Origin of the sequence: Agrobacterium sp. NPDC090273 (assembly GCF_044772305.1) — a bacterium.
In the GTDB taxonomy this organism is placed as follows: Bacteria; Pseudomonadota; Alphaproteobacteria; order Rhizobiales; family Rhizobiaceae; genus Agrobacterium.
In genome coordinates, this window is record NZ_JBIVYN010000003.1 from 250,007 (window position 1) to 271,933 (window position 21,927).

General features: G+C 57.3%; 19 protein-coding genes. 9 read left to right on the forward strand and 10 right to left on the reverse strand.

The annotated features are described in order from the left end of the window. Positions 1 to 17: 17 nt before the first annotated feature. From ACIQT8_RS10495 to puuD, 4 genes are all read right to left on the reverse strand, one after another. The gene (locus ACIQT8_RS10495; protein ID WP_178340858.1) at positions 18 to 1,151 is read right to left on the reverse strand and encodes an alpha-hydroxy acid oxidase; all 1,134 of its coding nucleotides are present in this window, start codon (positions 1,149 to 1,151) and stop codon (positions 18 to 20) included. Between the two features lie 78 nt (positions 1,152 to 1,229). Then, positions 1,230 to 1,982, reverse strand: a complete 753-nt coding sequence (locus ACIQT8_RS10500; protein WP_400965000.1) for a sulfite exporter TauE/SafE family protein — start codon at positions 1,980 to 1,982, stop codon at positions 1,230 to 1,232. A 78-nt stretch (positions 1,983 to 2,060) separates the two neighbouring features. Further along, a complete protein-coding gene (guaD, locus tag ACIQT8_RS10505; RefSeq protein WP_400965001.1) occupies positions 2,061 to 3,371 on the reverse strand; it encodes a guanine deaminase in 1,311 nt (436 codons plus the stop codon). Then, positions 3,368 to 4,630 carry a urate hydroxylase PuuD gene (gene puuD, locus ACIQT8_RS10510; RefSeq protein ID WP_138791162.1) on the reverse strand — a complete coding sequence of 421 codons (1,263 nt, stop codon included), beginning with the start codon at positions 4,628 to 4,630 and terminating at the stop codon, positions 3,368 to 3,370. The genes guaD and puuD overlap by 4 nt, the downstream gene beginning before the upstream one ends. A 469-nt stretch (positions 4,631 to 5,099) precedes the next feature. Between puuD and ACIQT8_RS10515 the strand changes: the two genes are divergently transcribed. Beyond that, positions 5,100 to 5,438 carry a hypothetical protein gene (locus ACIQT8_RS10515; RefSeq protein WP_178340857.1) on the forward strand — a complete coding sequence of 113 codons (339 nt, stop codon included), beginning with the start codon at positions 5,100 to 5,102 and terminating at the stop codon, positions 5,436 to 5,438. Here ACIQT8_RS10515 and ACIQT8_RS10520 read toward each other — a convergent pair. The 5 genes from ACIQT8_RS10520 to ACIQT8_RS10540 form a co-directional block, all read right to left on the reverse strand. Continuing rightward, positions 5,414 to 6,340, reverse strand: a complete 927-nt coding sequence (locus ACIQT8_RS10520) for a LysR substrate-binding domain-containing protein (protein ID WP_400965002.1) — start codon at positions 6,338 to 6,340, stop codon at positions 5,414 to 5,416. The two genes, ACIQT8_RS10515 and ACIQT8_RS10520, sit on opposite strands and share 25 nt — an antisense overlap. Positions 6,341 to 6,586: 246 nt before the next feature. Continuing rightward, the gene (gene xdhC / locus ACIQT8_RS10525; RefSeq protein WP_400965003.1) at positions 6,587 to 7,420 is read right to left on the reverse strand and encodes a xanthine dehydrogenase accessory protein XdhC; all 834 of its coding nucleotides are present in this window, start codon (positions 7,418 to 7,420) and stop codon (positions 6,587 to 6,589) included. Between the two features lie 12 nt (positions 7,421 to 7,432). Further along, positions 7,433 to 9,772 (reverse strand): xanthine dehydrogenase molybdopterin binding subunit, encoded by a 2,340-nt coding sequence (xdhB, locus tag ACIQT8_RS10530; protein ID WP_400965004.1) that lies wholly within the window; start codon positions 9,770 to 9,772, stop codon positions 7,433 to 7,435. Positions 9,773 to 9,791: 19 nt separating this feature from the next. Next, positions 9,792 to 11,261: a xanthine dehydrogenase small subunit gene (gene xdhA, locus ACIQT8_RS10535; protein ID WP_400965005.1), complete on the reverse strand. Its 1,470-nt coding sequence runs from the start codon at positions 11,259 to 11,261 to the stop codon at positions 9,792 to 9,794. A 127-nt stretch (positions 11,262 to 11,388) separates the two neighbouring features. Next, the gene (locus ACIQT8_RS10540; protein WP_138791157.1) at positions 11,389 to 12,165 is read right to left on the reverse strand and encodes a 3-hydroxybutyrate dehydrogenase; all 777 of its coding nucleotides are present in this window, start codon (positions 12,163 to 12,165) and stop codon (positions 11,389 to 11,391) included. A 245-nt stretch (positions 12,166 to 12,410) separates the two neighbouring features. Here ACIQT8_RS10540 and ACIQT8_RS10545 point away from each other — a divergent pair, with 245 nt between their 5' ends. The 4 genes from ACIQT8_RS10545 to sbmA all read left to right on the forward strand — a co-directional run bounded on the left by ACIQT8_RS10545 (position 12,411) and on the right by sbmA (position 16,968). Continuing rightward, positions 12,411 to 13,472, forward strand: a complete 1,062-nt coding sequence (locus tag ACIQT8_RS10545) for an LLM class flavin-dependent oxidoreductase (RefSeq protein WP_400965006.1) — start codon at positions 12,411 to 12,413, stop codon at positions 13,470 to 13,472. A gap of 57 nt (positions 13,473 to 13,529) precedes the next feature. Further along, complete coding sequence (gene map, locus ACIQT8_RS10550; protein ID WP_138791155.1) at positions 13,530 to 14,282, forward strand: type I methionyl aminopeptidase; 753 nt, start codon at positions 13,530 to 13,532, stop codon at positions 14,280 to 14,282. Positions 14,283 to 14,357: 75 nt separating this feature from the next. Then, a complete protein-coding gene (locus ACIQT8_RS10555) occupies positions 14,358 to 15,548 on the forward strand; it encodes an MFS transporter (RefSeq protein ID WP_400965007.1) in 1,191 nt (396 codons plus the stop codon). 142 nt (positions 15,549 to 15,690) lie between these two features. Further along, entirely contained in the window at positions 15,691 to 16,968 is a 1,278-nt protein-coding gene (gene sbmA / locus ACIQT8_RS10560) for a peptide antibiotic transporter SbmA (RefSeq protein ID WP_400965008.1), read from the forward strand. 51 nt (positions 16,969 to 17,019) lie between these two features. On the opposite strand, the gene ACIQT8_RS10565 is transcribed toward sbmA, so the two are convergent. Beyond that, a complete protein-coding gene (locus ACIQT8_RS10565) occupies positions 17,020 to 18,003 on the reverse strand; it encodes a polysaccharide deacetylase family protein (RefSeq protein ID WP_138791152.1) in 984 nt (327 codons plus the stop codon). A 149-nt stretch (positions 18,004 to 18,152) separates the two neighbouring features. On the opposite strand from ACIQT8_RS10565, the gene ACIQT8_RS10570 reads away from it, so the two are divergent. The 4 genes from ACIQT8_RS10570 to ACIQT8_RS10585 all read left to right on the forward strand — a co-directional run bounded on the left by ACIQT8_RS10570 (position 18,153) and on the right by ACIQT8_RS10585 (position 21,767). Then, positions 18,153 to 18,737 (forward strand): NnrU family protein, encoded by a 585-nt coding sequence (locus ACIQT8_RS10570; protein ID WP_400965009.1) that lies wholly within the window; start codon positions 18,153 to 18,155, stop codon positions 18,735 to 18,737. 157 nt (positions 18,738 to 18,894) lie between these two features. Continuing rightward, the gene (locus ACIQT8_RS10575; protein ID WP_400965010.1) at positions 18,895 to 19,566 is read left to right on the forward strand and encodes a tetratricopeptide repeat protein; all 672 of its coding nucleotides are present in this window, start codon (positions 18,895 to 18,897) and stop codon (positions 19,564 to 19,566) included. Between the two features lie 33 nt (positions 19,567 to 19,599). After that, positions 19,600 to 21,030, forward strand: a complete 1,431-nt coding sequence (gene der, locus ACIQT8_RS10580; protein WP_138791149.1) for a ribosome biogenesis GTPase Der — start codon at positions 19,600 to 19,602, stop codon at positions 21,028 to 21,030. A gap of 128 nt (positions 21,031 to 21,158) precedes the next feature. Then, positions 21,159 to 21,767 (forward strand): DUF2026 family protein, encoded by a 609-nt coding sequence (locus tag ACIQT8_RS10585; protein WP_138791148.1) that lies wholly within the window; start codon positions 21,159 to 21,161, stop codon positions 21,765 to 21,767. Positions 21,768 to 21,927 lie beyond the last annotated feature (160 nt).

Genomic DNA, 21,927 nt, shown 5'->3' on the forward strand with positions numbered 1-21,927 from the left:
TTCCCCGCCCGGTCACGTTATGCCAGGATGCTGCGGTCCACATCGGTGATCAGCCGTTTGCCGCAGAGGGCCATGCTGATGTCCATCTCCTTACGGATGATTTCGAGGGCCGTTGTGACACCCTGTTTGCCACCGGCACCCAGCCCATAAAGGAAGGGGCGACCGATGTAGGTGCCCTTGGCGCCCAGGGCGATCGACTTCAGCACGTCCTGGCCGGAGCGAATGCCGCCATCGATATGGACTTCGATCTGGTCACCGACCGCATCGACGATCTTCGGCAACATGGCGATTGAAGAATGGGCTCCATCGAGCTGACGACCGCCATGGTTCGAGACGATGATCGCATCCGCGCCTGTGCCTACGGCTGCACGCGCGTCTTCTTCATCCAGGATGCCCTTGAGGATCAGCTTGCCACCCCAGCGTTCCTTGATCCATTCGACATCCTTCCAGGATAGACGCGGATCGAATTGTTCTGCTGTCCAGGACGATAGCGAGGACAGGTCGGAGACGTTCTTGGCATGTCCAACGATGTTGCCGAAGCTGCGGCGTTTGGTTTGCAGCATGTCCAGGCACCATTGCGGGCGCGTCGCCATCTGCCAGATGTGTTTCGGCGTGAATTTCGGCGGAGCTGACAGGCCGTTGCGCAAATCCTTGTGGCGCTGGCCAAGGATTTGCAGGTCGAGTGTCAAGACCAGCGCCGAGCACTTGGCGGCCTTGGCGCGATCGATCAGGTTGTTGATGAAGTCGCGGTCCTTCATCACGTAAAGCTGGAACCAGAATGGTTTCGAGGTGACAGAGGCAACATCCTCGATGGAGCAGATGCTCATGGTGGACAGCGTGAAAGGTACGCCAAATTCTTCTGCAGCCTTGGCGGCCAGCATTTCACCATCGGCGTGCTGCATGCCCGTGAGGCCGGTGGGTGAAAGGGCAACAGGCATAGAGACCTTCTGGCCGATCATTTCCGTTGCCAGGGAGCGGTCTGTCATATCGACCAGCACGCGCTGGCGAAGCTTGATCTTCTGGAAGTCCTCTTCATTGGCGCGGTAGGTGCTTTCCGTCCATGCGCCGCTGTCGGCATAGTCGAAAAACATCTTCGGAACACGGCGTTGCGCCTTCTTCTTCAGGTCTGCAATGGTGAGGATTTTGCCCATGGATAAAGCCTTCACATTTGAATGTTGGCTTCAAATATCACGAATTTCTGGATTGTGACATCGAAATCGTCGTCGTTTTCAGAGCCAGAATGCCCGTAAAAACAGTTCGCATCCCAGAATGAGCAGACATATCAGAAACCAGCGTCGAAACGTCGTCGGGCTGACAATATGACGGATTTTCTGACCTGCCCACATCCCCAGGAGAGCCGGTATAACGGCGAGTGCCGAGATGGTGAGTTCCTGTGTCTGGAGCACCGATTGGGAGGCAAGGCCAAGCGCCAGCGCCATCGTGGAAACCGTGAATGACAGGCCGAGCGCCTGCACGAGATCGTCACGCTGGAAACCCAGCGACTGTATGTATGGCACGGCCGGAACGACGAAAACGCCGGTACCGCCCGTCAAGAGACCGGTGATGAAGCCGACCGGTGCGGAGAGCCATTTTTCCAGAGCACAGGGAAGAGAGAAGGGACGGGCGAGCAGGCTGAAAGCGGCATATGTGGCGAGTGCTGCGCCAAGCGCCGAAGTCGTCCAGACTGCCGCGCCGCCCGTCATCAATCGGATGCCGATCAGCGTACCGGCGACGATGGCAATCATCATGGGCCACAGCCGCAAGAGAGTGGCCTTCAGATGCGGTCCCGACAGAAGTTGCCAGATATTGGTGATGAAGGATGGCAGAATGAGCATGCCGGCGGCAGCCACGGGAGACATGAAAAAACCAAGCATGCCCATGGCGACAGTCGGCAAACCCATGCCCGTCACACCCTTGACGATCCCTGCAATCGTGAAGATCGCAAATATCGCAACAAGACTACCGGTTTGCAGATCGACCACGGAGACTTCCCTTACAGAGTTGGTTCTTCGGGGCCGATATACAGGTTATGGCGACGCGATGTTTCGGCCGTGACCGAATTATGCGAGCGCGCTTTTCATTGCTTCACCTGCCACATAGGTTTCCACCACAGTGCGGTCGTCACCCATGGTCAGCATCAGGAACAGCTCTTCCGTCAGGCTTTTCACCACTTCCATTTTCAGCGCCATGGCAGGGGTGGAGGATGCATTGAGAACGGTGATATCGGCGTCTGTGCCCGCATCCAGCGTGCCGATACGGTCAACCATCGACAGCGCTTCGGCATTACCGCGCGTCATCAGGTGCCAGCTTTCCAGCGGATTGAGGCGCTCGCCCAGAAACTGCTGGATCTTGTAGGCTTCATCCATGGTGCGCAGCATCGAGTAGCTGGAGCCGCCACCAATGTCGGTCGCCACGGCAATGCGGACCGGCTTCTCGCGCCGCTGAAGTTTCTTCATCGGAAACAGGCCGGAGCCGATAAACAGATTGGACGTCGGGCAATGCACTGCAACCGCACCCGTATCCGACAACACGTCTGCCTCGCGTTCGGACAGGTGGATGGCGTGACCGAGCAGGGTCTTCTTACCCATCAGACCGTAGCGGACGTAAATGTCAGTATAGTCGGTCGCTTCGGGGTAAAGCTCACAGGTGTATTTGATCTCGTCCAGATTTTCGGACAGGTGGGTCTGGATGAAGAGATCGGGAAATTCGCGTGCCAGCGCTTGCGCGGCTTCCATCTGCCTGGGCGTGGAAGTGATGGCGAAACGTGGTGTGATGGCAACGTGGTTACGGCCCTTGCCGTGCCAATCCGCGATGACCTGCCGTGTTTCGTCGTAGGAGGTTTCCGGCGTATCGAGTAGCCCTTGCGGCGCGTTGCGATCCATCATCACCTTGCCGCCAACCATCAGCATGTTGCGCTTCATGGCTTCGGCAAAATAGGCGTCGGCGGAGGTCTTGTGTACGGAGCAGTAAGCGACGGCAGTGGTGGTGCCGTGGCGAACCAGTTCATCGTAAAAATGCGTGGCGATGCGCTGGGCATGCGCACTTTCGACGAAACGGCATTCCTCCGGGAACGTATAGGTGTTCAGCCATTCGAGAAGATTGGCGGCGTAGGAACCGATAACCTGCATCTGCGGGAAATGCAGGTGCATGTCGATCAGGCCGGGCATGATCAGATGAGGTCGGTGATCTTTCTCCGCGACGTCTTCCGGTGCTTTTTTACGGATATCGGCGTAGTCGCCGATCGCTGCGATCTTGCCGTCCTCGACAAGCAGGCCACCATCTTCGATATAGAGATAACTTTGATGATCATCGATGGAGAGCGGGGCACGGTTAAAGCTCAGCAGGCGGCCACGCAGCAGAAGCATGCTCATTCTGTTTTTCCTTCGGCATTTCCACCCCCGGACACGGCGCTTTCATACCAGGCGGTAAGCACCTTGCGTTCTTCGGGAGTGATGGCGGTGATGTTGCCGGGCGGCATGGCATGGCTTCGGCCGGCTTGCAAATAGATTTCACGTGCATGGGCGGCGATTTGCGCATCGGTTTCAAGCTTCACCGATTTTGGTGTGAAGGGTACGCCTTCCCAGACCGGCTCCGCCGCATGGCACATGGAACAGCGTCCCTGCACCACATCGCGCGCCGTCGCAAAATGCGCATCACTGACGAAGCGCTGCTGGACAGGAGACAGGGTGGCGGCTTTTTCCTCCTGCTCTCCAGTCAGAATTTTCGGAACCGTCGATAGCCACATGATGACGATGAAGATGATCGCTGTCAGAAGCCAGGTCCATGTCGGCTTGCCCTTGCGGGCATGGGTGGTGTTGAACCAGTGACGGATAGTAACCCCCATCAGGAACACCAGTGCCGCGATAATCCAGTTGAACTCAGTGGCGAAGGCCAATGGGTAGTGGTTTGACAGCATGAAGAAAATGACCGGCAGCGTCAGGTAGTTGTTGTGCAACGAACGCTGCTTGGCGATCCGACCGTATTTGGGATCGGGTGTGCGGCCGGCAATCAGGTCGGCCACGACGATCTTCTGGTTGGGAATGATGATGAAAAAAACGTTGGCCGACATGATGGTGGCGGTGAAGGCGCCAAGATGCAGGAACGCGGCGCGGCCGGTAAAGACCTGCGTATAACCCCACGCCATCGCCACCAGCGCAACATAGAGCACGATCATCAGGCCCCAGGTGTTGTTGCCCAGCGGTGACTTGCAGAGAAAGTCGTAAAACAGCCAGCCGATCGCCAGCGAGGCAAGCGAAAGACAGATTGCCTGAAACTGGGTGAGTGCCAGCACCGAATGGTCGATAAGGAAAAGGTCCGCACCGCCGTAATAAACGATGCAGAGCATGGCAAAGCCGGAAAGCCATGTGGCATAGCTTTCCCATTTGAACCAGGTCAGGTGTTCCGGCATCTGCGCAGGGGCGACCAGATATTTCTGGATATGGTAGAAACCGCCGCCATGGACCTGCCACTCTTCGCCGTAAGCACCGGGCGGAAGGTGGGCGCGTTTGACCAGTCCGAGATCGAGCGCAATGAAATAAAAGGATGAGCCTATCCAGGCGATTGCGGTGATCACATGAAGCCAGCGGACGGCAAAAGCCATCCATTCCCAGGCAATGGCGTATTCGTACATTCTGTTCCCCTGATCCTGTGCAGTGCACATTGCGAGAAAATTGCCGGAGAGGGAAGAAAAAAGCAGAGCAGTCGCGACGATTGTTCACAATATGGAGCGTTTGTGTCCACAACATCGGCCGCCGAAGGCATCGCTGCTGATGCGCCGCCGTCACATAGGGCGATGATCTTGTGCGGCGCACAGATTGCACTTAGCCGGCTATCGCGACTCAGCTAATAATGGATGTGCAGCCCGGTGATGTGCTACACTAAAAGGCTGCGGAGCCAAAAAATGCTTCCATACATGCTTCGCTTGGTGGTGTGCCGAAAGCGGGAGCTGCAATCCCTGGGGCGGGGGGCAGTCAAGGGCAGGGTGAAGCAGGTCCCGAAGACCATTGTGTCCGGGTTTTGCTTGTAATGTTTGGATTTTGAATGAAGTGACGCAATGACTTTCCGGCTGCTGCCGTTGTTCTTCAACGGAGACTATGCCGATGCGCGTTATTCTGACAGTGACTTTTCTGCTACTGGCTTTCAGTGCCACTGCTTTTGCTCATGAATCCCACAAGGGTTTCAAATATGAGAGCTATTGCTGCAACGGCGATGCCGAAGGGGGGGATTGCCAGATGATCCCGACCCGAAGTGTTCGCGTTACCCCTGACGGTTATGAGGTCTCACTTGGACCGGGAGATCATAGGCTGGTGACCAAGCGCCACGTCTTCAACTGGTCGCAGCGTGAGGCACGCCGCTCGGACGATGGGGAATATCATCTGTGCCTCTATCCAAACGAAGATACGCCCCGCTGTTTCTATGCGCCCGATATGGGTTTTTGACCTGGCGGTGTTCTGCCTTCTTCGATCCGTTTTAAAATCCAGTCGCGGAACAACCTTATTTTCCTCTGGTTTTTCCTGCCTTCAGGATAAACGAGCCAATAGTCCTTGCCCTCGGTGCTGAGGTACTCGAAGGGTTGATAAAGTCGTCCAAGCGCAATCTCGTCTGCGTAAAGCTCAGGCGTCAGCATGGCGACACCCTGACCGGCAATGGCAGCGGCAGCCTCGAAGGCCTGTACGCTGAGGCGGCTTCGCGGGTACCGTGCCAGATCAGGATTTTCAACACCGGCGTCCCGAAACCATTTTGCCCACCAGAGATCGCCCGGATCGATGATCCGCAGTTTCAGCAAATCCGCTGGCGCGTGAAGGCCGCCCACGCTCTCGGCCAAGGCCGGGTGTAGCATTGGGCTGAAAACCCCTCTCAGCAAACGGTGATAAACAAGGCCAGGGCTGTCGCTTGTGCTCCAGCGGATTGCAACATCCGCATCCGAGCGAGCAAAGTCGATAAGGTCGCTCGACGTCTGCAGTTTTACGGCGATGGACGGGTTTTCGAGTTGAAACGACCCCAGATGTTTGGAAAGCCAGCGTGACGCGAACGTTGCCGTCGAGTGGATGCTCAACGTTTCGTCAGCCGTATCGCGCGCACCGTTTACGGCCTCCCGCAAAATGCTGAAACCTTCGGCAATTTTAGGCGCAAGTTTCTGTCCCGTTTCCGTAAGCATCACCTGCCGTGCCTTGCGCACAAACAGTGGTTCACCAATGTGTTCTTCGAGAAGTTTGATCTGGTAGCTGACGGCGGTCTGCGTCATGCCCAGTTCATCGCCGGCCTTTGTAAAACTCAAATGTCTGGCAGCGGCTTCGAACACTCTCAGTGCGTTCAGCGGGAACTGGCGCGACATCTTCATGGATAAGTTCTCTTTATGCAATGAGATGGATGTTTCATTTGTTTTTCGATGAAAAACAAAGCATCTTTCGTCTCAGTCATCAATTGAATTTCTGAATGGAGATGAACATGCGGCGATATCTTTCGCATGCGTGGACCCGCGTGCGCGCCGGTCTGCGAGCACTGGAACGGTTTACCTTTGAAAGCTTCAAGCCAGATGATTTGGCAGAAGAAAGCCTGTCGGATGATATCAAGCGCGATATCGGTGTCAGGGATGGACGTGGCTATTTTCGAAGTGATTTCCGACAAGGGAAATTGCGTGCAGCAGCTCGGCTGCCACAAGGGCCGCTATGACAGCAGGGCGCTTGTCCTTCACGCTGCTGCCGCCGATTGGCAGGACCAGCTTTTGAAGATTCGATGGCGGTTCTCCCTCTCGCTCCAGCCAATGTGCAAAGGTAGCGCGTTTGGTCTTCGAACCGATCATGCCGACATAGGCAAGATCGGAACGCGCAAGCGCCTCTTTGGCAATGAGGAAATCGAGAGCGTGATCGTGAGTGACGATGATCGCCGCACCGTTTTCGGGAATAGTGGCGACAGCGGCTTCCGGCATCGGCGTGAGAACGGTTTCGGCCGTTTCCGGCAGGCCCAGCAATTCGTTCTGGCGTGTTTCCACGACCGTGATGGCCAACGGCAAAAGTGAAAGTGTCTGTGCGAGCGCCTTGCCGACATGGCCGGCGCCAAAAATGAAGACGGCGGGCTGTGCCTGTTCTTCCTGCATAAGCCTCTGTTCGAGCTGATTGGCGATGCCTGTGGTCACACGCTGAAAACGCAACAATGTCCTTCCACCGCAGCATTGGCCGATTTCCGGGCCTAGCGGGATGTCCATGCTGTCTTCCACCGCGCCGCTGCGCAGCATGGCGCGGGCATGGTCGATTGCCATATATTCGAACTGCCCGCCGCCGATGGTTTCCCAAAGCAGGTTTTCAGCCACCAGCATGAAGGTTCCTGCCGCACGCGGCGAAGATCCTTTCACGGCCTCTATTTCGACGAGGACGGCCGGACCGGAACTGGCAAGGAAACGGGAAAGGCGCGTTTCAGGCATTGTTGCTTGCCCTCACACCTTCTTCAGCCGTTCCACCGCCATCAGAACCCGTTCCGGTGTTGCCGGTGCATCAAGACGCGGGCAGACCTTATAGTCGGCAACGGAGGCAATGGCCATCGACAGCGCCTCCAGAACCGAGATCGCCAGCATGAAGGGTGGTTCGCCGACAGCCTTGGAGCGGCCAATCGTTGGCTCGGCATTTTCCGACCATTCTGCGAGCTTCACGTTGAAGATTTTCGGCCGGTCGGAGGCAAGCGGGATCTTGTAGGTCGACGGTGCGTGGGTGCGTAGCCGTCCCTTGGCGTCCCACCACAATTCTTCGGTCGTCAACCAGCCCATGCCCTGAACAAAGGCGCCTTCCACCTGACCGATATCGATGGCCGGGTTCAGCGACTTGCCGACATCGTGCAGAATGTCGGTGCGTTCCATCATGTATTCACCGGTCAGCGTGTCGATCGACACTTCGGAACAGGATGCGCCATAGGCGAAGTAATAGAACGGCGTGCCCCGTCCAGCAGCGCGATCCCAATGGATTTTCGGCGTCTTGTAAAAACCGGCGGCAGAAAGCTGCACGCGGGCGAAATAGGCCTTCTTGATGAAATCGTTGAAGCCGATTTCTTCCTGTCCGATCCGCACCCGGTTTGGCAGAAAAACGACATCTTCCTCCGAGACGTTCCAGTTTTCGGCGGCAAACTTGATCAGACGCTCGCGGATCTGCCGCGCGGCATCGTAGGCGGCCATGCCGTTGAGATCGGAGCCGGAAGACGCTGCGGTTGCCGAGGTATTCGGCACCTTGCCGGTGGTGGTCGCGGTGATCTTCACCCGACCCACATCGACCTGGAATGCATCGGCGACCACCTGTGCGACCTTTGTATAAAGTCCCTGGCCCATTTCGGTGCCGCCGTGGTTCAGATGGATCGAGCCATCATTGTAGATATGAACCAGCGCGCCAGCCTGGTTAAAGGCCGTCATGGTGAAGGAGATGCCGAATTTTACCGGCGTCAGAGCAATGCCCTTGCGGATGACCGGGCTTGTCTTGTTGAACTCGATGATTGCCTGTCGGCGGGCCTGATAATCGGCGGAGGCTTCCAGTTCGTCGACGATCCGGGCGATGACGTTGTCCTCGACCTCCTGATGGTAGGGGGTCAAGGTGCGGTTGGAACCCTGTTCGCCATAGAAATTCAGCTTGCGGATTTCCAGCGGGTCCTTGCCCACCGCATAGGCGATCTCCTCGATGAAGCGTTCGCCGCCGACCATTCCCTGAGGGCCACCGAAGCCGCGGAACGCCGTGTTGGAAACCGTGTGGGTTTTCAGAGGCTTCGACGCGAGATGCACATGCGGGTAGAAGTAGCTCGAATCCGCATGGAACAAGGCGCGGTCGGTCACCGGACCAGACAGATCGGATGAGAAGCCACAACGCGCCGCATAGGTGGCGTCAACCGCATGGATACGGCCTTCCTCGTCGAAGCCAAGCTCGTAGTCGACCCGAAAGTCATGGCGTTTGCCGGTTGCCGTCATGTCCTCGTCGCGATCGGGACGAATTTTGACAGCCCTGTTCAGCTTCTTGGCAGCAATTGCGCAAAGGGCCGCAAACTGGTTGCCTTGCGTTTCCTTGCCGCCGAAGCCCCCACCCATGCGACGCACCTGCACGGTCACTGCATTTGATGGCACCTGGAGAATGTGGCTGACGATATGCTGGATTTCGCTCGGGTGCTGGGTGGAGCTCCACACCGTAACCTCGTCATCTTCGCCGGGAACCGCCATGGCGATATGGCTTTCGAGGTAGAAATGTTCCTGCCCGCCAATGCGCATCGTGCCGGTCAGACGGCGTGGCGCAACGTCCATCTCGATTTTCGCTTCGCCACGTTGCAAGACCATGCCCGGTGTCACCAACGGCTCACCGTTTTCCAAAGCGCCGTCGATGTCACTCCAATGCGGCAGATCCTTGTAGGTAATCTTTGCCTTGCGGGCGGCCTTGCGGGCGATGTCACGGGTTTCTGCAAAGACAGCAAAGATCGGCTGGCCGTGAAATTCGACCAGTTTTTCTGCGAGCAACGGCTCATCGTGGCGACCACCGGAGGACACGTCATTTTCGCCCGGTACGTCCTTGCCTGTCATCACCCAGATGACGCCAGGCATCGCTTCGACCTCGGAAAGATCCATCGAAACGATTTCTGCGTGGGCGCGGTCGGCCATGCCAAGCGCGCCATGGATCAAACCGTCGGGTTCTGGAATATCATCAATATATTCGGCGGTGCCGGTGACATGCTTATGGGCGGAATCGTGCCGCAGCGACGCATGCATCGGGCCATCGATCTTTGTTTTGGTCTTGTCGAAGGTGGTCGTGTCCATCTGTGTCAATCCTTCGCGTTTATGCGTCTTCCAGCGCAAAACGGCTCAATTCCTGCTTTGCTCCGCTTGTCTCAAGGAAAAAGCGCGTCAGCAGGTTCTTAGCCGTCAGTTGCCGGTATTCGGCTGTCGCGCGCCAGTCGGTCAACGGCTGGAAATCCTCGTCCAGCATATCGCGGGCAGCCTCGATCGTTTCCTGCGTCCATTGTTTTCCCAGCAAAGCGGCTTCCAGATGAGCCGCTCGTTTGGGCGTGCCCGCCATGCCACCGAAGGCGATGCGGATATCTTCGACGCTGCCGTCTGCATCCAGCGTGAGGTTGAAGGCTGCGCACAGGGCAGAAATGTCTTCGTCGCGCCGCTTCGAGATCTTATAGACAGCGCAGCGGCTTTCCGCCTTAGGAAGCGGAATGAGGAGTTTTTCGACAAATTCGCCGCTCAATCTGTCCTGCCTGCCGTATTCGATGAAGTAGCTTTCGAGCGGTATGGTGCGTGCACCCGATGAGGAGCGCAATGTCAGGATGGCGCCGAGTGCGATCAATGCCGGCGGCGTATCGCCGATCGGCGAACCATTGGCGATATTGCCGCCAATCGTGCCCATATTGCGCACCTGCTCACCGCCGATCCGGTCGAACAGCCGGGCAAGTGGCGGAACATGATCCGCAATGGTCTTGAATGCCTGGCTGTAAGTGACGCCAGCGCCCAGCGTGATGCCCTCGCCATCGACCGTCACGGTCTGCAATTCGGACAGATTGTTGATGAAGATGACCGGGTTCAGCGCCCGCATCTGCTTCGTCACCCACAGGCCGACATCGGTAGAGCCGGCAACGATGGTTGCTTTCGGTTCGGCGGCATAGAGATCGATCAGCGATGAGAGCGTTGCCGGAACGATGGTGCGGTCGTCGCCCTTGGTAACGACGATGGTTTCATTGGTCCGGATGGCCCAAAGACGTGCCATGATGTCGGTACGATCGCGCTGTAGCGGGTCGAAAAGCGCACTGGGGCGGGCTGCCGCGATCTTTTCCGCGGCGCGGACGATCGGCTCGTAGCCCGTGCATCGACAGAGATTGCCTTGCAGGGCCTTTTCGATATCCGCGCGTGACGGATTTTCCGCCGAAAGCCACAGACCGTAAAGCGACATGATAAAGCCCGGCGTGCAGAAACCGCATTGTGAACCATGGAAATCCACCATGGCCTGCTGGACGGGATGCAGCGTGCCGTCACGCGCGGCGAGATGTTCCACCGTCACGATATGAGTGCCATGCAGCGAGCCCAAAAAGCGAATGCAGGCATTGACGCTTTCATATCGCAGCGAGCCATCGAGCAGCCGCCCGACCAAGACCGTACATGCGCCGCAGTCACCTTCCGCACAGCCTTCCTTGCTGCCTGTCAGCCGTCTGGAGAGCCGAAGGTAATCAAGAAGCGTGTCGGTTGGTCCAAAATCCTTCAACGAAACGGTTTCGTTGTTGAGGATGAAACTGATTGCGTCGTTCATGCACTGCCTTGCTTCGTTGCCCGGCAAATCGCCGGTTCCTGTCTCATCATCTATGCACGCCTGCGGGTGGAGATCGATTTCCGTTTCGGAAATTCATTATTTCTGAAATGGAAATAAAATCGGCTGATTATTGCGCCGTCCAGCCGCCGTCGACAGAAATATGTGTACCCGTGATGTGGTTGGCAGCATCGCTTGCCAGAAACAGCGCTGTGGCCGCGACATCCTCGACCGTGACGAATTCCTTGATGGCCTGCAGTTCCAGCATCACATCGTTCTTGACGGCCTCTTCGCTGATCCCGCGCGCCTTTGCCATTTCGGGTATCTGCTTTTCGACCAAAGGCGTCAGCACGTAGCCGGGGCAGATGGCATTGACCGTCACGCCTGTTTGCGCCAACTCCAGCGCTGCCGTTTTGGTCAGCCCCATGATGCCGTGTTTGGCTGCGACATAGGCGGATTTGAACGGCGAGGCGACAAGCCCATGTGCCGAGGCGATGTTGATGATGCGGCCTTTGCCAGCCTTTTTCATCAAGGGTATCGCAGCACGCATGGTATGAAAGGAACTCGTCAGATTGATGGCGATGATCGCATCCCATTTTTCCGGCGGAAACTCATCGACCGGAGCAATGTGCTGAACACCTGCGTTGTTGACGAGCACGTCGATCGAGCCCAGTTTCTCGAACGTGGAATTGACGAGATCGGCAATTTCATCGGGCTGTGTCATGTCCGCCGGATGATAGAGGACGCGACCACCGCTCTCTGCCTCCAGCAGAAGGCGAAGCTCCTCGATTTCATCGTCGTCGCCGAAGCCATTCAAAACCACATTGGCTCCATCCTTGGCAAACGCCTGGGCGATGGCAAGACCGATTCCACTTGTAGAGCCTGTTACAATCACTGTCCGATGCATGCATTCCCCTCTCGGCATTACCTCGCACATATATATTGACGAGCGTATGCCCAAACCGGCCCGGCTGGCAATCGGCATTTGAAGAATGCGCTGTATACGCCTCCTGCGGGAAGATGGGTGACAGGGGAAACGCTGGAGAAACCGCTTCCATCCATTTTTTCGAAGAGACCGTTCCAGATTTTCCCGTTTGTTTTGGGGAGAGTGGGTGCCTATTTCAGGGGAACGGAAAAACAGAGGTATCGGACATGGAACTCGGTCTCTACACCTTCGCGGATGTCGACCCCAACCCCGCTGATGGACGCGGGCCTGAAGGCGTGCGGCGATTGAAAAATCTGCTGGAAGAAATCGAGCTTGCCGACCAGGTTGGCTTGGATGTTTTCGGGCTGGGAGAGCATCATCGCCCTGATTACGTCGCATCCTCACCATCGACAGTGCTTGCGGCTGCTGCGGTGAAAACGAAAAACATTCGGCTGACGAGTGCCGTGAGCGTGCTCAGTTCTGATGATCCGGTCAGGGTCTTTCAGCAATTTTCGACTGTCGATCTGCTCTCGAATGGTCGCGCCGAGATCATGGCAGGGCGGGGCTCCTTCATCGAATCCTACCCGCTGTTCGGCTACAATCTGGAAGACTATGACGAGCTGTTCACCGAAAAGCTCGACCTGCTGCTGGCTTTGCGCGAGCAGGAGATCATTACCTGGAGCGGCGCCAAGCGTGCGCCGATCAACGGACGTGGTGTCTATCCGCGCCCGTTACAGGAGAAGCTGCCTGTCTGGATCGCCGTTGGCGGTACGCCGCAGTCGGTCGCACGGGCAGGTGCGATGGGATTGCCGGTCGCGCTTGCGATCATCGGCGGCGAATATCGCCGTTTCGCACCGTTATTCGATCTCTATCACGAGGCGGCTCGCCGCGCAGGGCAAGACAAGACGAAATTGCGGACCAGCATCAACGTCCATGGTTTTATTGCCGATACCACCGAGAAGGCCGCCGATCAGTTTTATGGTCCGCAGGCGGAGGTTATGAACCGTCTCGGTCGCGAGCGGGGGTGGGGGCCGACGAACCGTGCCCATTTCGATGCTGCGCGTGGGGCTGAAGGCAACCTCTTCCTCGGTGAACCCGAGCAGGTGGCGGAAAAGATCATCAAGGCGCATGGTGTCTTCAAGAATGATCGCTTCCTTTTGCAGATGGCCATCGGGCTCATGCCGCATGACCAGATCATGCGCGGTATCGAGCTTTACGGCACGAAAGTCGCCCCGATCGTCAGAAAAGAATTGACTGGCAGCGCCGATCCGGTGAAAGCCACAGCCTGATTGACGATGATGGCGGTGCCCCAGGAGGGCATCGCTTACAAGAATACGGACGGAAAAATGGTCATATCCACCGACGAAGAACTGGAGATGCTGAAGGATGTCGGCCGGGTTTGCGCGCTTGCGATGCAGACGATGGCTGATGCGCTTGAGCCTGGCATCACCACCGCGGAGCTGGATGCGATCGGTCGCAAGGTGCTGGAAGACAATGGTGCACAATCGGCACCGGAATTCTGCTACCAGTTTCCGGGTGCCACCTGCATCAGCGTCAACGAGGAAGTGGCCCATGGCATTCCGGGTCCGCGCATCATAAAGGCGGGTGATCTCGTCAATATCGATGTTTCGGCCGTGAAAAACGGCTTTTTCGGCGATACGGGTTCGTCGTTCGCCGTGCCGCCGGTCAAGAAAGAGATTGAGCGGCTTTGCCGCGATGGCAAGCGGGCAATGTGGACCGGGCTTCAGCAGGTAAAGACCGGGCGTCCATTCGCCGATATCGGCAATGCAATCGGCTCGTTTGCGAAGAAGAACCGCTATACGTTGATTACCAATCTTGCCAGCCACGGCATCGGTCGCTCGCTGCACGAGGAGCCGAAAGAACTTGCGACCTGGCCGGACAAGGCGGAGCGACGCATCATGCAGGAAGGTGTGGTGTTCACGGTGGAGCCGTTCTTGTCGATGGGCGCCTATTGGGCGGAAGACGGTGATGATGATCCATGGACGCTCTTCAGCGATCCGAGCGCCCCGACGGTTCAGTACGAGCACACTGTCGTTGCGACGAAAAATGGTCCGCTCGTTCTGACGCTTGTCGAGTGATCGATCAAAACGCGTTATTGGCGCAATCAAAATAACTTGTTTGTCGGTTGGCTGGGCGGCTGCGATAAGCCGTCCATGACCTCCTCAGACCATATTTCGAACAGGCGGCTTGTCGCGCTTGGTTTCAGCGGCGCATTGATGATGGCATCGGCCATGGGTTTCGGCCGCTTTTCCTTCACCCCCATTCTCCCGGGTATGATGGCGGACATTCCTCTGTCGGCCTCAGATGCTGGCGTGATCGCGGCTGGCAATTTCGCCGGATATCTGGCGGGCGCCATCCTGGCAGCCTATTCATGGGCAGAGGGACGAGAGCGTCTCGTCGCTCTTTCCGGTCTGCTGGCAACCGGTGTCCTGCTGTTCGCCATGGCTGTTTTCGATAGTGTTGCAGCTTTCACAGTCATTCGTTTCCTTGCCGGTCTCGCCAGCGCTTTCACCATGATCTTCACCTCGCAGATCGTCATCGGTCATGCGATGCAGGCCGGCAAAGACCATATCCAGGCACTGCATTTTGGCGGCGTCGGTGCAGGCATCGCCATTTCGTCGCTTGTCGTTTACCTGATTGGTGTTGTTTTTCATGGCAGCGGCGCTTCCTGGCGACAGGAATGGGTTGCCGGTGCCATCTTTACGTTCGCAACTCTGGTCATGGTCTGGCGTGTTCTGCCTGCAGGACCGCCCCGGCATGCGTCTGTCGCCGCCGAGCCGCCGCTTCAATGGAAACGGCCGCTGGTTTTGACCACGCTTGCTTATGGTCTGTTCGGCTTTGGCTACGTCATAACCGCGACCTTTATCGTCGCCATCGCGCGCATGGCGTCAGCCGGTGTCTTCGTGGAGTTTCTGGCCTGGTTTGTGACCGGCTGCGCTGCGGCGGTCTCGTTGTTCCTGTGGAAGCCGGTATTGAGGGCTCAAGGGCTGAAGCGGGCCTTTGTGATCGTGCTCGCGGTGGAGGCGGTCGGTGTCCTGGGATCGGTGATGTTGCCGCCCGTCGCAGGTGTTCTCACGGGTGGCCTGCTGCTTGGTCTGACCTTCATGGTCATCACAGCGTACGGGCTGCAGCTCGGACGTGAATTTGCGGCTGGTAGCCCCCGACGTGCCTTCGCCTTCATGACGGCAGCCTTCGGAACGGGCCAGATCATTGGCCCGCTTGCCGCCGGATGGATTGCTGAGGCGACGGGAAATTTCACGGCCCCCTCGATCCTCGCTACCTGCATTCTCGGTGTCAGCATTCTTCTGATGTTGCCTGTTCTCGCAGCCGACGCGAGGCGCTGAAAGCCCTTCACACGGCTGATATGCCTTACATATTGTTAAGGTGAGCGCTTCGGCGTTGCTGTGCACAAATTTCTGCCCTAGGTTCGCGCCAACAAGTGCTTCGCCAATAATGGCCGATCTCAAACGCGCGTGGACTAAAAACGTGTTTCATTCCTTCTTTCCCAAACCGAAGCTGTTTTTTACCTCAGCGGCATTGTGGACCGTCGTGTGCATTGCCGTGTGGTACAGCATCGGTCCACAATTGGGCGCCGCCCTTGGCATGCCGCCCTTGGCTCCGGGCGAAACGGCACCTCTTGGCATCGCGTATTTCTTTTCCCGTGATAACGTCTGGTTCTATCTCTACTTCACGATTTTCGTCGCGATATTCGGCGTGACGTGGCAGATCCTTGCCAAGGACCACCCCTGGACCAGCTGGTCGATCTGGGGTTCGGCCTTCATCATCTTCATCGCCTATTTCGCAGTTCAGGTTTCCGTTGCGATCAACAACTGGCGCGGCCCGTTCTTCGATCTTTTCCAGCGCGCGCTGGAGGGACAGCCGGGGATCGAGGCAAGCCAGTTCTACGCACTTCAACTGCGCTTCCTGGAAATCGGCATGGTTGGCGTGGCGATGAACGTCACCACGGCGTTCTTCACCAGCCACTATGTCTTCCGTTGGCGTACTGCGATGAACGATTTCTACCTGTCGAAATGGGACAAGCTTCGCCATATCGAGGGTGCTTCCCAGCGTGTGCAGGAAGATACGATGCGGTTTGCATCGATCGTTGAAGGCCTTGGCGTTGTCCTGATCAACTCGGTCATGACCCTGGTCGTTTTCCTGCCACTGCTGTTCCAGATGTCGGCGCATGTCACCGAATTGCCATTCCTCGGCGCGATCCCGCATTCTTTGTTCTGGCTTGCCCTGTTGTGGTCCGTCTTCGGCACCGTGCTTCTTGCTGTTGTCGGTATCAAGCTTCCAGGCCTGCAGTTCCGCAACCAGCGCGTCGAGGCAGCGTTCCGCAAGGAGCTTGTCTATGGCGAAGACCATGGCGACCGTGCCCAGCCGCCGACCATGCGTGAGCTGTTCGCCAATGTGCGCAAGAACTATTTCCGCATGTACTGGCACTATCTCTATTTCAACGTTGCTCGCTACACGTTCGGTCAGCTCGATGCGATCATCCTGACCTTCATGTTGATCCCGACCATCGTGGCCGCGAAGATCACCATGGGTGTATGGCAGCAGATCGCCACGGCGTTCGGTCAGGTCAGCGACAGCTTCCAGTATCTCGTCAGCTCCTGGTCGACGATCATCGAGCTTCTGTCGATCCGCAAACGCTTGGTCGCCTTCGAAGCGGCAATCGATGACCAGCCACTGCCCGATATCGACGAGCGTTATCTGCAGCGTGAGGCTGAAGAGGGTGAAATGGCCGCCAACCGGCCGTGACGAAAACAAAAGGGCGGCCGATTGGCCGCCCTTTTTGTAACCGGTCGGGTTTTACCCTTCCGTCTTGTGTTTCTGGCGTGCCTCAATCATCGGCATTGCCTGTGCGTAGCTGACACAGGCGACATCGTCTTTCTTGCAGACCTCGCGCAGCAATCGCTCAAAGGCGTTCCAATAGGCGCCGCCATTCATTTTGACGAAATGGAAACCGAGCTGCAGGGGAATACGCTCACCGTTATATTGCTTGTTGAAGGCGTTGCGGAACGCGGTGTAGGCGCGCTCTTCGAATTCCTTGGAGCGATCAGGTGTCTCGACACCGATGGAGTGGCGAACAAACAGGTTGTAGTCCATGCCGATGATCGGTCGATTGCTTGGGCCCTCCGGAATAAGCGGCAGGCCGAAATGCTCGATGCCTTCGCGTTCCACAGGCCATTCCGGCCCTTTGGTAATGCTGGTGGCGTCATAGACGAAGCCGTGTTTTTTCTGTGCGGCCGTCAAGGCTTCACCCTGTGAAAGATAGGGCGCGCGAAAACCATTGATCTTGCGCACCATGTCGCGCCATCCCTCGGGTTCCTCGCCCTTCTTGCCAATCATCTGCCAGGCGTTTTCCAGCGTGCTGGTAAAGGTCGTGAACTCCGCGTCCCACTGCTCTGTCGTCCATTGCCCGCCATCGAAATGGCCACAGGTGTGGTTGCCGATTTCGTGGCCTTCCTGCGAGGCTGTCCAGATGTTTCTCAGACGTGTCTCGACGTCGTCGATCGACTGTCCAAAACCGACATTCGACCGACCGGCCTTCTGGCCGGGTGCCTGATAGGTCTTGGCGCTGGTCTTGCGATCCATCACCAGCGTACAGGCAAGGAAATAGGTGAAGTGTGCGCCGGTTTCTTTTGCCGTCGCCCGGCTCCGGTCCCACAGCGTGTTGTCTCCAGCGCCATCGAAAGACACGATGACGAGCTGTTTGGGCTTCTCATCAACCTGGGCGAAGGCCGGTGCGGCGATGCAGAACGACAGTGAAATGGCGGCAAAACGGGAAATCATCGGGTATCCGGACTATCAAACACTGTGGCCTTTTGCCGCCGGAATAAGGCGAAGCTTTGAATAATCTGGCTTTTTTACAGCTTTCGTCCTAATTCCGTTCATCGGCTTGTCGCAGTCCGGCGTTTGCGGACATCAGGGGAAATTGCTCCATGCTCTTTTTCGTACTCTGTCTTATCTTCTTTTTCCTGACGCATTCGCTCAGCGTGATTGCGCCCGGGTTCCGGGCCAGCATGATTGCGCGGCTTGGTCAGGGCCCGTTCAGGGGGCTTTACTCGTTCGTCAGTCTTCTTGCCATCGTTCTCCTCGTCTACGGTTTTGGTGAGGCACGGCAGGAAACCGGAATGCTCTGGTATCCGCCAATCTGGATGAGCCATATCGCGCTGACGCTGATGCTGCCCTCGATGATCTGTCTTGTGGCGAGCCTTCTTCCAGCCGGGCACATTGCCACGAAATCAAAACATCCGCTGGTTCTGGCCGTGAAAATCTGGGCGCTTGCACATCTTCTCGCGAACGGTGAGACGTCTTCCATCCTGCTCTTCGCATCGTTTCTTGCCTGGGGTGTGGTGCTCAGAATTTCTCTCAAGCGACGTGAGCGGGCAGGGGAGAAGGTGGTGCGTCCATTCGTGTCGGGTCGCTACGATGTCATCGCCGTTATCGGCGGTGTTGCGCTCTGGGCAGCTTTCATATTCAAGTTGCACGAATGGTTGATCGGCGTGCAACCGCTTGCGATGTAGGAAATCGACGTTTCCCCCTTACATATAAGGCGAAAACGCTCTAGAAGGCCGACCATAGCTTGGTGGGCCTTTTTTACTGGCTCCCGGCAGCGCGCCTTGGCATGTCCGCCGACGGGTTGGTCGTAGCGACCTTTCCGGGTGGATAACGGAGAATTCGATGGCAAACGAAAATGATACCTTTATCCGCGAAGTGAACGAGCAGATCCGTTCGGAACGCTTGTCCAATTTCTGGGGCCGCTACGGGATTGTGGTCGTGGGAAGCGCGGTCCTGATCGTGCTGGGGGCTGCCGGTGCAGGTATCTACGAATATTGGAACACCAGCCGTGCATCCAACTCCGGCGATCAGTTCCTTGCAGCCTTGAAGCTTGCTTCCGAAAACAAGACGGACGAGGCGCTGAAGGCATTTACGGATCTGGAGACATCCGGCCACGGCAATTATCCGGTTCTGGCGAAATTCCGTTCGGCGACGCTGCTGTCGCAAAAGGGCGATGCAGCAGGTGCCATCTCCGCCTTTACCGATATTGGCAACGACACGTCTGCACCGCAGGTGTTCCGCGATACGGCAAAGGTTCGCGCTGCATGGTTGCTGGTCGATAACGGCACCTATGATCAGGTTGCTGCGCTGGCGGAACCACTGAGCGGCGAAGCCCAGACGATGCGCGCTTCCGCACGTGAGGCTCTGGGTCTCTCCGCTTACAAGGCGGGCGACTTCGCCAAGGCAAAACAATGGTTCGAGCAGATCGTGACGGATGCACAGGCACCGCGTAACGTCACCAATCGTGCGCAGATCATGCTCGACAATATCACCGCTTCGGGCAAAGCTTCGTAACAGAGCTTTCCCACCTTCAAGGAACTACGATCAATGAACTTCACCGTCGCCATAGTCGGGCGCCCCAATGTCGGAAAGTCCACGCTTTTCAACCGTCTGGTCGGAAAGAAGCTGGCGCTTGTGGACGACACGCCAGGCGTGACCCGTGACCGCCGCCCCGGCGAGGCGAAGCTCGTCGATCTGCGTTTCACCATCATCGATACCGCTGGTCTGGAGCAATCCGGGCCCGAAACGCTGCAAGGCCGCATGTGGGCGCAGACCGAAGCGGCCATCGAGGAAGCCGATGTTTCGCTTTTTGTTGTCGATGCCAAGGCGGGTTTGACGCCGGCTGATGAAACGCTGGCGGAAATGCTGCGTCGTCGCGGCAAGCCTGTTGTTCTCGTAGCGAACAAGTCGGAAGCACGCGGTTCTGACGGCGGCTTTTACGATGCCTTCACATTGGGTCTCGGCGATCCTTGCCCGATCTCTGCCGAGCATGGCCAGGGCATGATCGACCTGCGCGACGCCATCGTCGCCGCGATCGGCGAAGATGTGGCGTTCCCGCCAGAGGTGGATGAGGCGGAAACCAACATCGTTCTTTCGCACAACGAATTTGGTGACGAAGACGATGAGGACGAAGAGCCGGTTTACGACGACACGAAGCCGCTTCGCGTCGCCATCATCGGTCGTCCGAATGCGGGCAAGTCCACGCTCATCAATCGTTTCCTCGGCGAAGACCGTCTGCTGACCGGTCCGGAAGCCGGTATTACCCGCGACAGTATCTCGGTCGAGTGGGACTGGCGCGGCCGCACCATCAAGATGTTCGACACGGCTGGTATGCGCCGCAAGGCGAAGGTGACGGAGAAGCTGGAGAAGCTTTCGGTCGCCGATTCCCTGCGCTCGATCCGCTTTGCCGAAACGGTTGTTATCGTTTTCGATTCCACCATTCCTTTCGAAAAGCAGGACTTGCAGCTCGTCGATCTCGTGATCCGCGAGGGACGCGCCGCAGTTCTTGCTTTCAACAAGTGGGATCTCGTCGAAGATCCGCAGGCCTATCTCGCCGATCTGCGTGAAAAGACCGAGCGGCTTCTGCCGCAGGCGCGTGGTATTCGCGCCGTGCCGATCTCCGGCCAGACCGGGTATGGTCTCGACCGGCTGATGCAGAACATCATCGATACGGATAAGGTCTGGAACCGTCGTATCTCGACGGCAAGGCTCAATCGCTGGCTGGATGCGCAGACGACGCAGCATCCGCCGCCAGCCGTTTCCGGTCGCCGCCTGAGACTGAAATACATGACACAGGTGAAGGCGCGTCCGCCGGCCTTCATGATTTCATGCACACGCCCGGAAGCTATTCCGGAAAGCTATACGCGTTATCTGGTGAACGGCCTGCGCAAGGATTTCGACATGCCGGGCGTCCCGATCCGTGTGCATTACCGCGGCTCTGACAATCCGTTCGAAGGCAAGGCGAAGAAGAAGCGCTGATCGGATCGAATATTGATGCATCCTCGCATCGAAGGCGGGGATGCCCTCAGACGAGATTGAACAATCGCACCGGACAATGGGCCTGGTTGACGGCTCTATCGTCGACGTAGAACTGCGAGTGAAAGACCATGTTGATTAAGCAGAGCGACTACCACCGGATTTACCGCGTCATCAACAGCCTGCTTATCAACGAAAACGCTGATCCGGCAACGGCGTGCATGTATTTCAGCACGTTTGGCGCGTTTATTCTCCAGCAGCAGTACAAGATCAAGGCCGTGCCGAAGGGCGGCCTCGCTGCCTATAATCTCGGCGGCACGCTCATCCTGTTCGGTGATCATCGTGAGGACGGTTATGTGACCGGTGCTGGCGAAAACTTCCATTGCTGGGTTGAAGCGGATGGATGGGCGATCGATTTCATGGCGCCTGCATTTTCGGAAAGTGCAAAACATCTTTCCGTGCCTTCCAAGATGTTTCAGCGTCCGCTTTCGTCCATGGCGACATCCATCAACGATCTCGGCCAGTCTGGCGACTTCTTCTACAAGGTCGAGCCGGAGGCCATGGGGCAACGTTTTGCGGATTGGCACAAGCACGGCATGATCGGCGATCTGGCGTCCATCGCAGCCGGTTGGTTCCGCAAGTCGCCAAAGCAGATGCAAAGCGAGATTTCTGTCAGTGACAGCAATGGTAAAAGCACAACCATTCCTCTGACCGGCAATGGTCTGAGCGGCGCCTGGTAATCTCGACAATATGGAAAAAGGACGGCCAGCGTGTTCTCGCGGCAGCCGCCTGACGTCAATCAGCAGCCCGACCCCGTTCTAAAGTTAACGGCGGTCGCGTCCTGATCGCCTTTTGGCACTGTCGCGGTCGTTCGTCCATCGAAATATGGAGGCGCCAGCT

Excerpts from the sequence above, each read along its gene's own strand:
- ACIQT8_RS10575 (WP_400965010.1), top strand. The coding sequence starts at position 18,895 with ATGGCAAACGAAAATGATACCTTTATCCGCGAAGTGAACGAGCAGATC.
- ACIQT8_RS10545 (WP_400965006.1), top strand. The coding sequence starts at position 12,411 with ATGGAACTCGGTCTCTACACCTTCGCGGATGTCGACCCCAACCCCGCT.
- ACIQT8_RS10570 (WP_400965009.1), top strand. The coding sequence starts at position 18,153 with ATGCTCTTTTTCGTACTCTGTCTTATCTTCTTTTTCCTGACGCATTCG.
- xdhA (WP_400965005.1), bottom strand. The coding sequence starts at position 11,261 with ATGAACGACGCAATCAGTTTCATCCTCAACAACGAAACCGTTTCGTTG.
- map (WP_138791155.1), top strand. The coding sequence starts at position 13,530 with ATGGTCATATCCACCGACGAAGAACTGGAGATGCTGAAGGATGTCGGC.
- puuD (WP_138791162.1), bottom strand. The coding sequence starts at position 4,630 with ATGTACGAATACGCCATTGCCTGGGAATGGATGGCTTTTGCCGTCCGC.
- ACIQT8_RS10520 (WP_400965002.1), bottom strand. The coding sequence starts at position 6,340 with ATGAAGATGTCGCGCCAGTTCCCGCTGAACGCACTGAGAGTGTTCGAA.
- der (WP_138791149.1), top strand. The coding sequence starts at position 19,600 with ATGAACTTCACCGTCGCCATAGTCGGGCGCCCCAATGTCGGAAAGTCC.
- xdhC (WP_400965003.1), bottom strand. The coding sequence starts at position 7,420 with ATGCCTGAAACGCGCCTTTCCCGTTTCCTTGCCAGTTCCGGTCCGGCC.
- ACIQT8_RS10585 (WP_138791148.1), top strand. The coding sequence starts at position 21,159 with ATGTTGATTAAGCAGAGCGACTACCACCGGATTTACCGCGTCATCAAC.
- ACIQT8_RS10565 (WP_138791152.1), bottom strand. The coding sequence starts at position 18,003 with ATGATTTCCCGTTTTGCCGCCATTTCACTGTCGTTCTGCATCGCCGCA.
- ACIQT8_RS10555 (WP_400965007.1), top strand. The coding sequence starts at position 14,358 with ATGACCTCCTCAGACCATATTTCGAACAGGCGGCTTGTCGCGCTTGGT.
- guaD (WP_400965001.1), bottom strand. The coding sequence starts at position 3,371 with ATGAGCATGCTTCTGCTGCGTGGCCGCCTGCTGAGCTTTAACCGTGCC.
- ACIQT8_RS10495 (WP_178340858.1), bottom strand. The coding sequence starts at position 1,151 with ATGGGCAAAATCCTCACCATTGCAGACCTGAAGAAGAAGGCGCAACGC.
- ACIQT8_RS10515 (WP_178340857.1), top strand. The coding sequence starts at position 5,100 with ATGCGCGTTATTCTGACAGTGACTTTTCTGCTACTGGCTTTCAGTGCC.
- xdhB (WP_400965004.1), bottom strand. The coding sequence starts at position 9,772 with ATGGACACGACCACCTTCGACAAGACCAAAACAAAGATCGATGGCCCG.
- ACIQT8_RS10540 (WP_138791157.1), bottom strand. The coding sequence starts at position 12,165 with ATGCATCGGACAGTGATTGTAACAGGCTCTACAAGTGGAATCGGTCTT.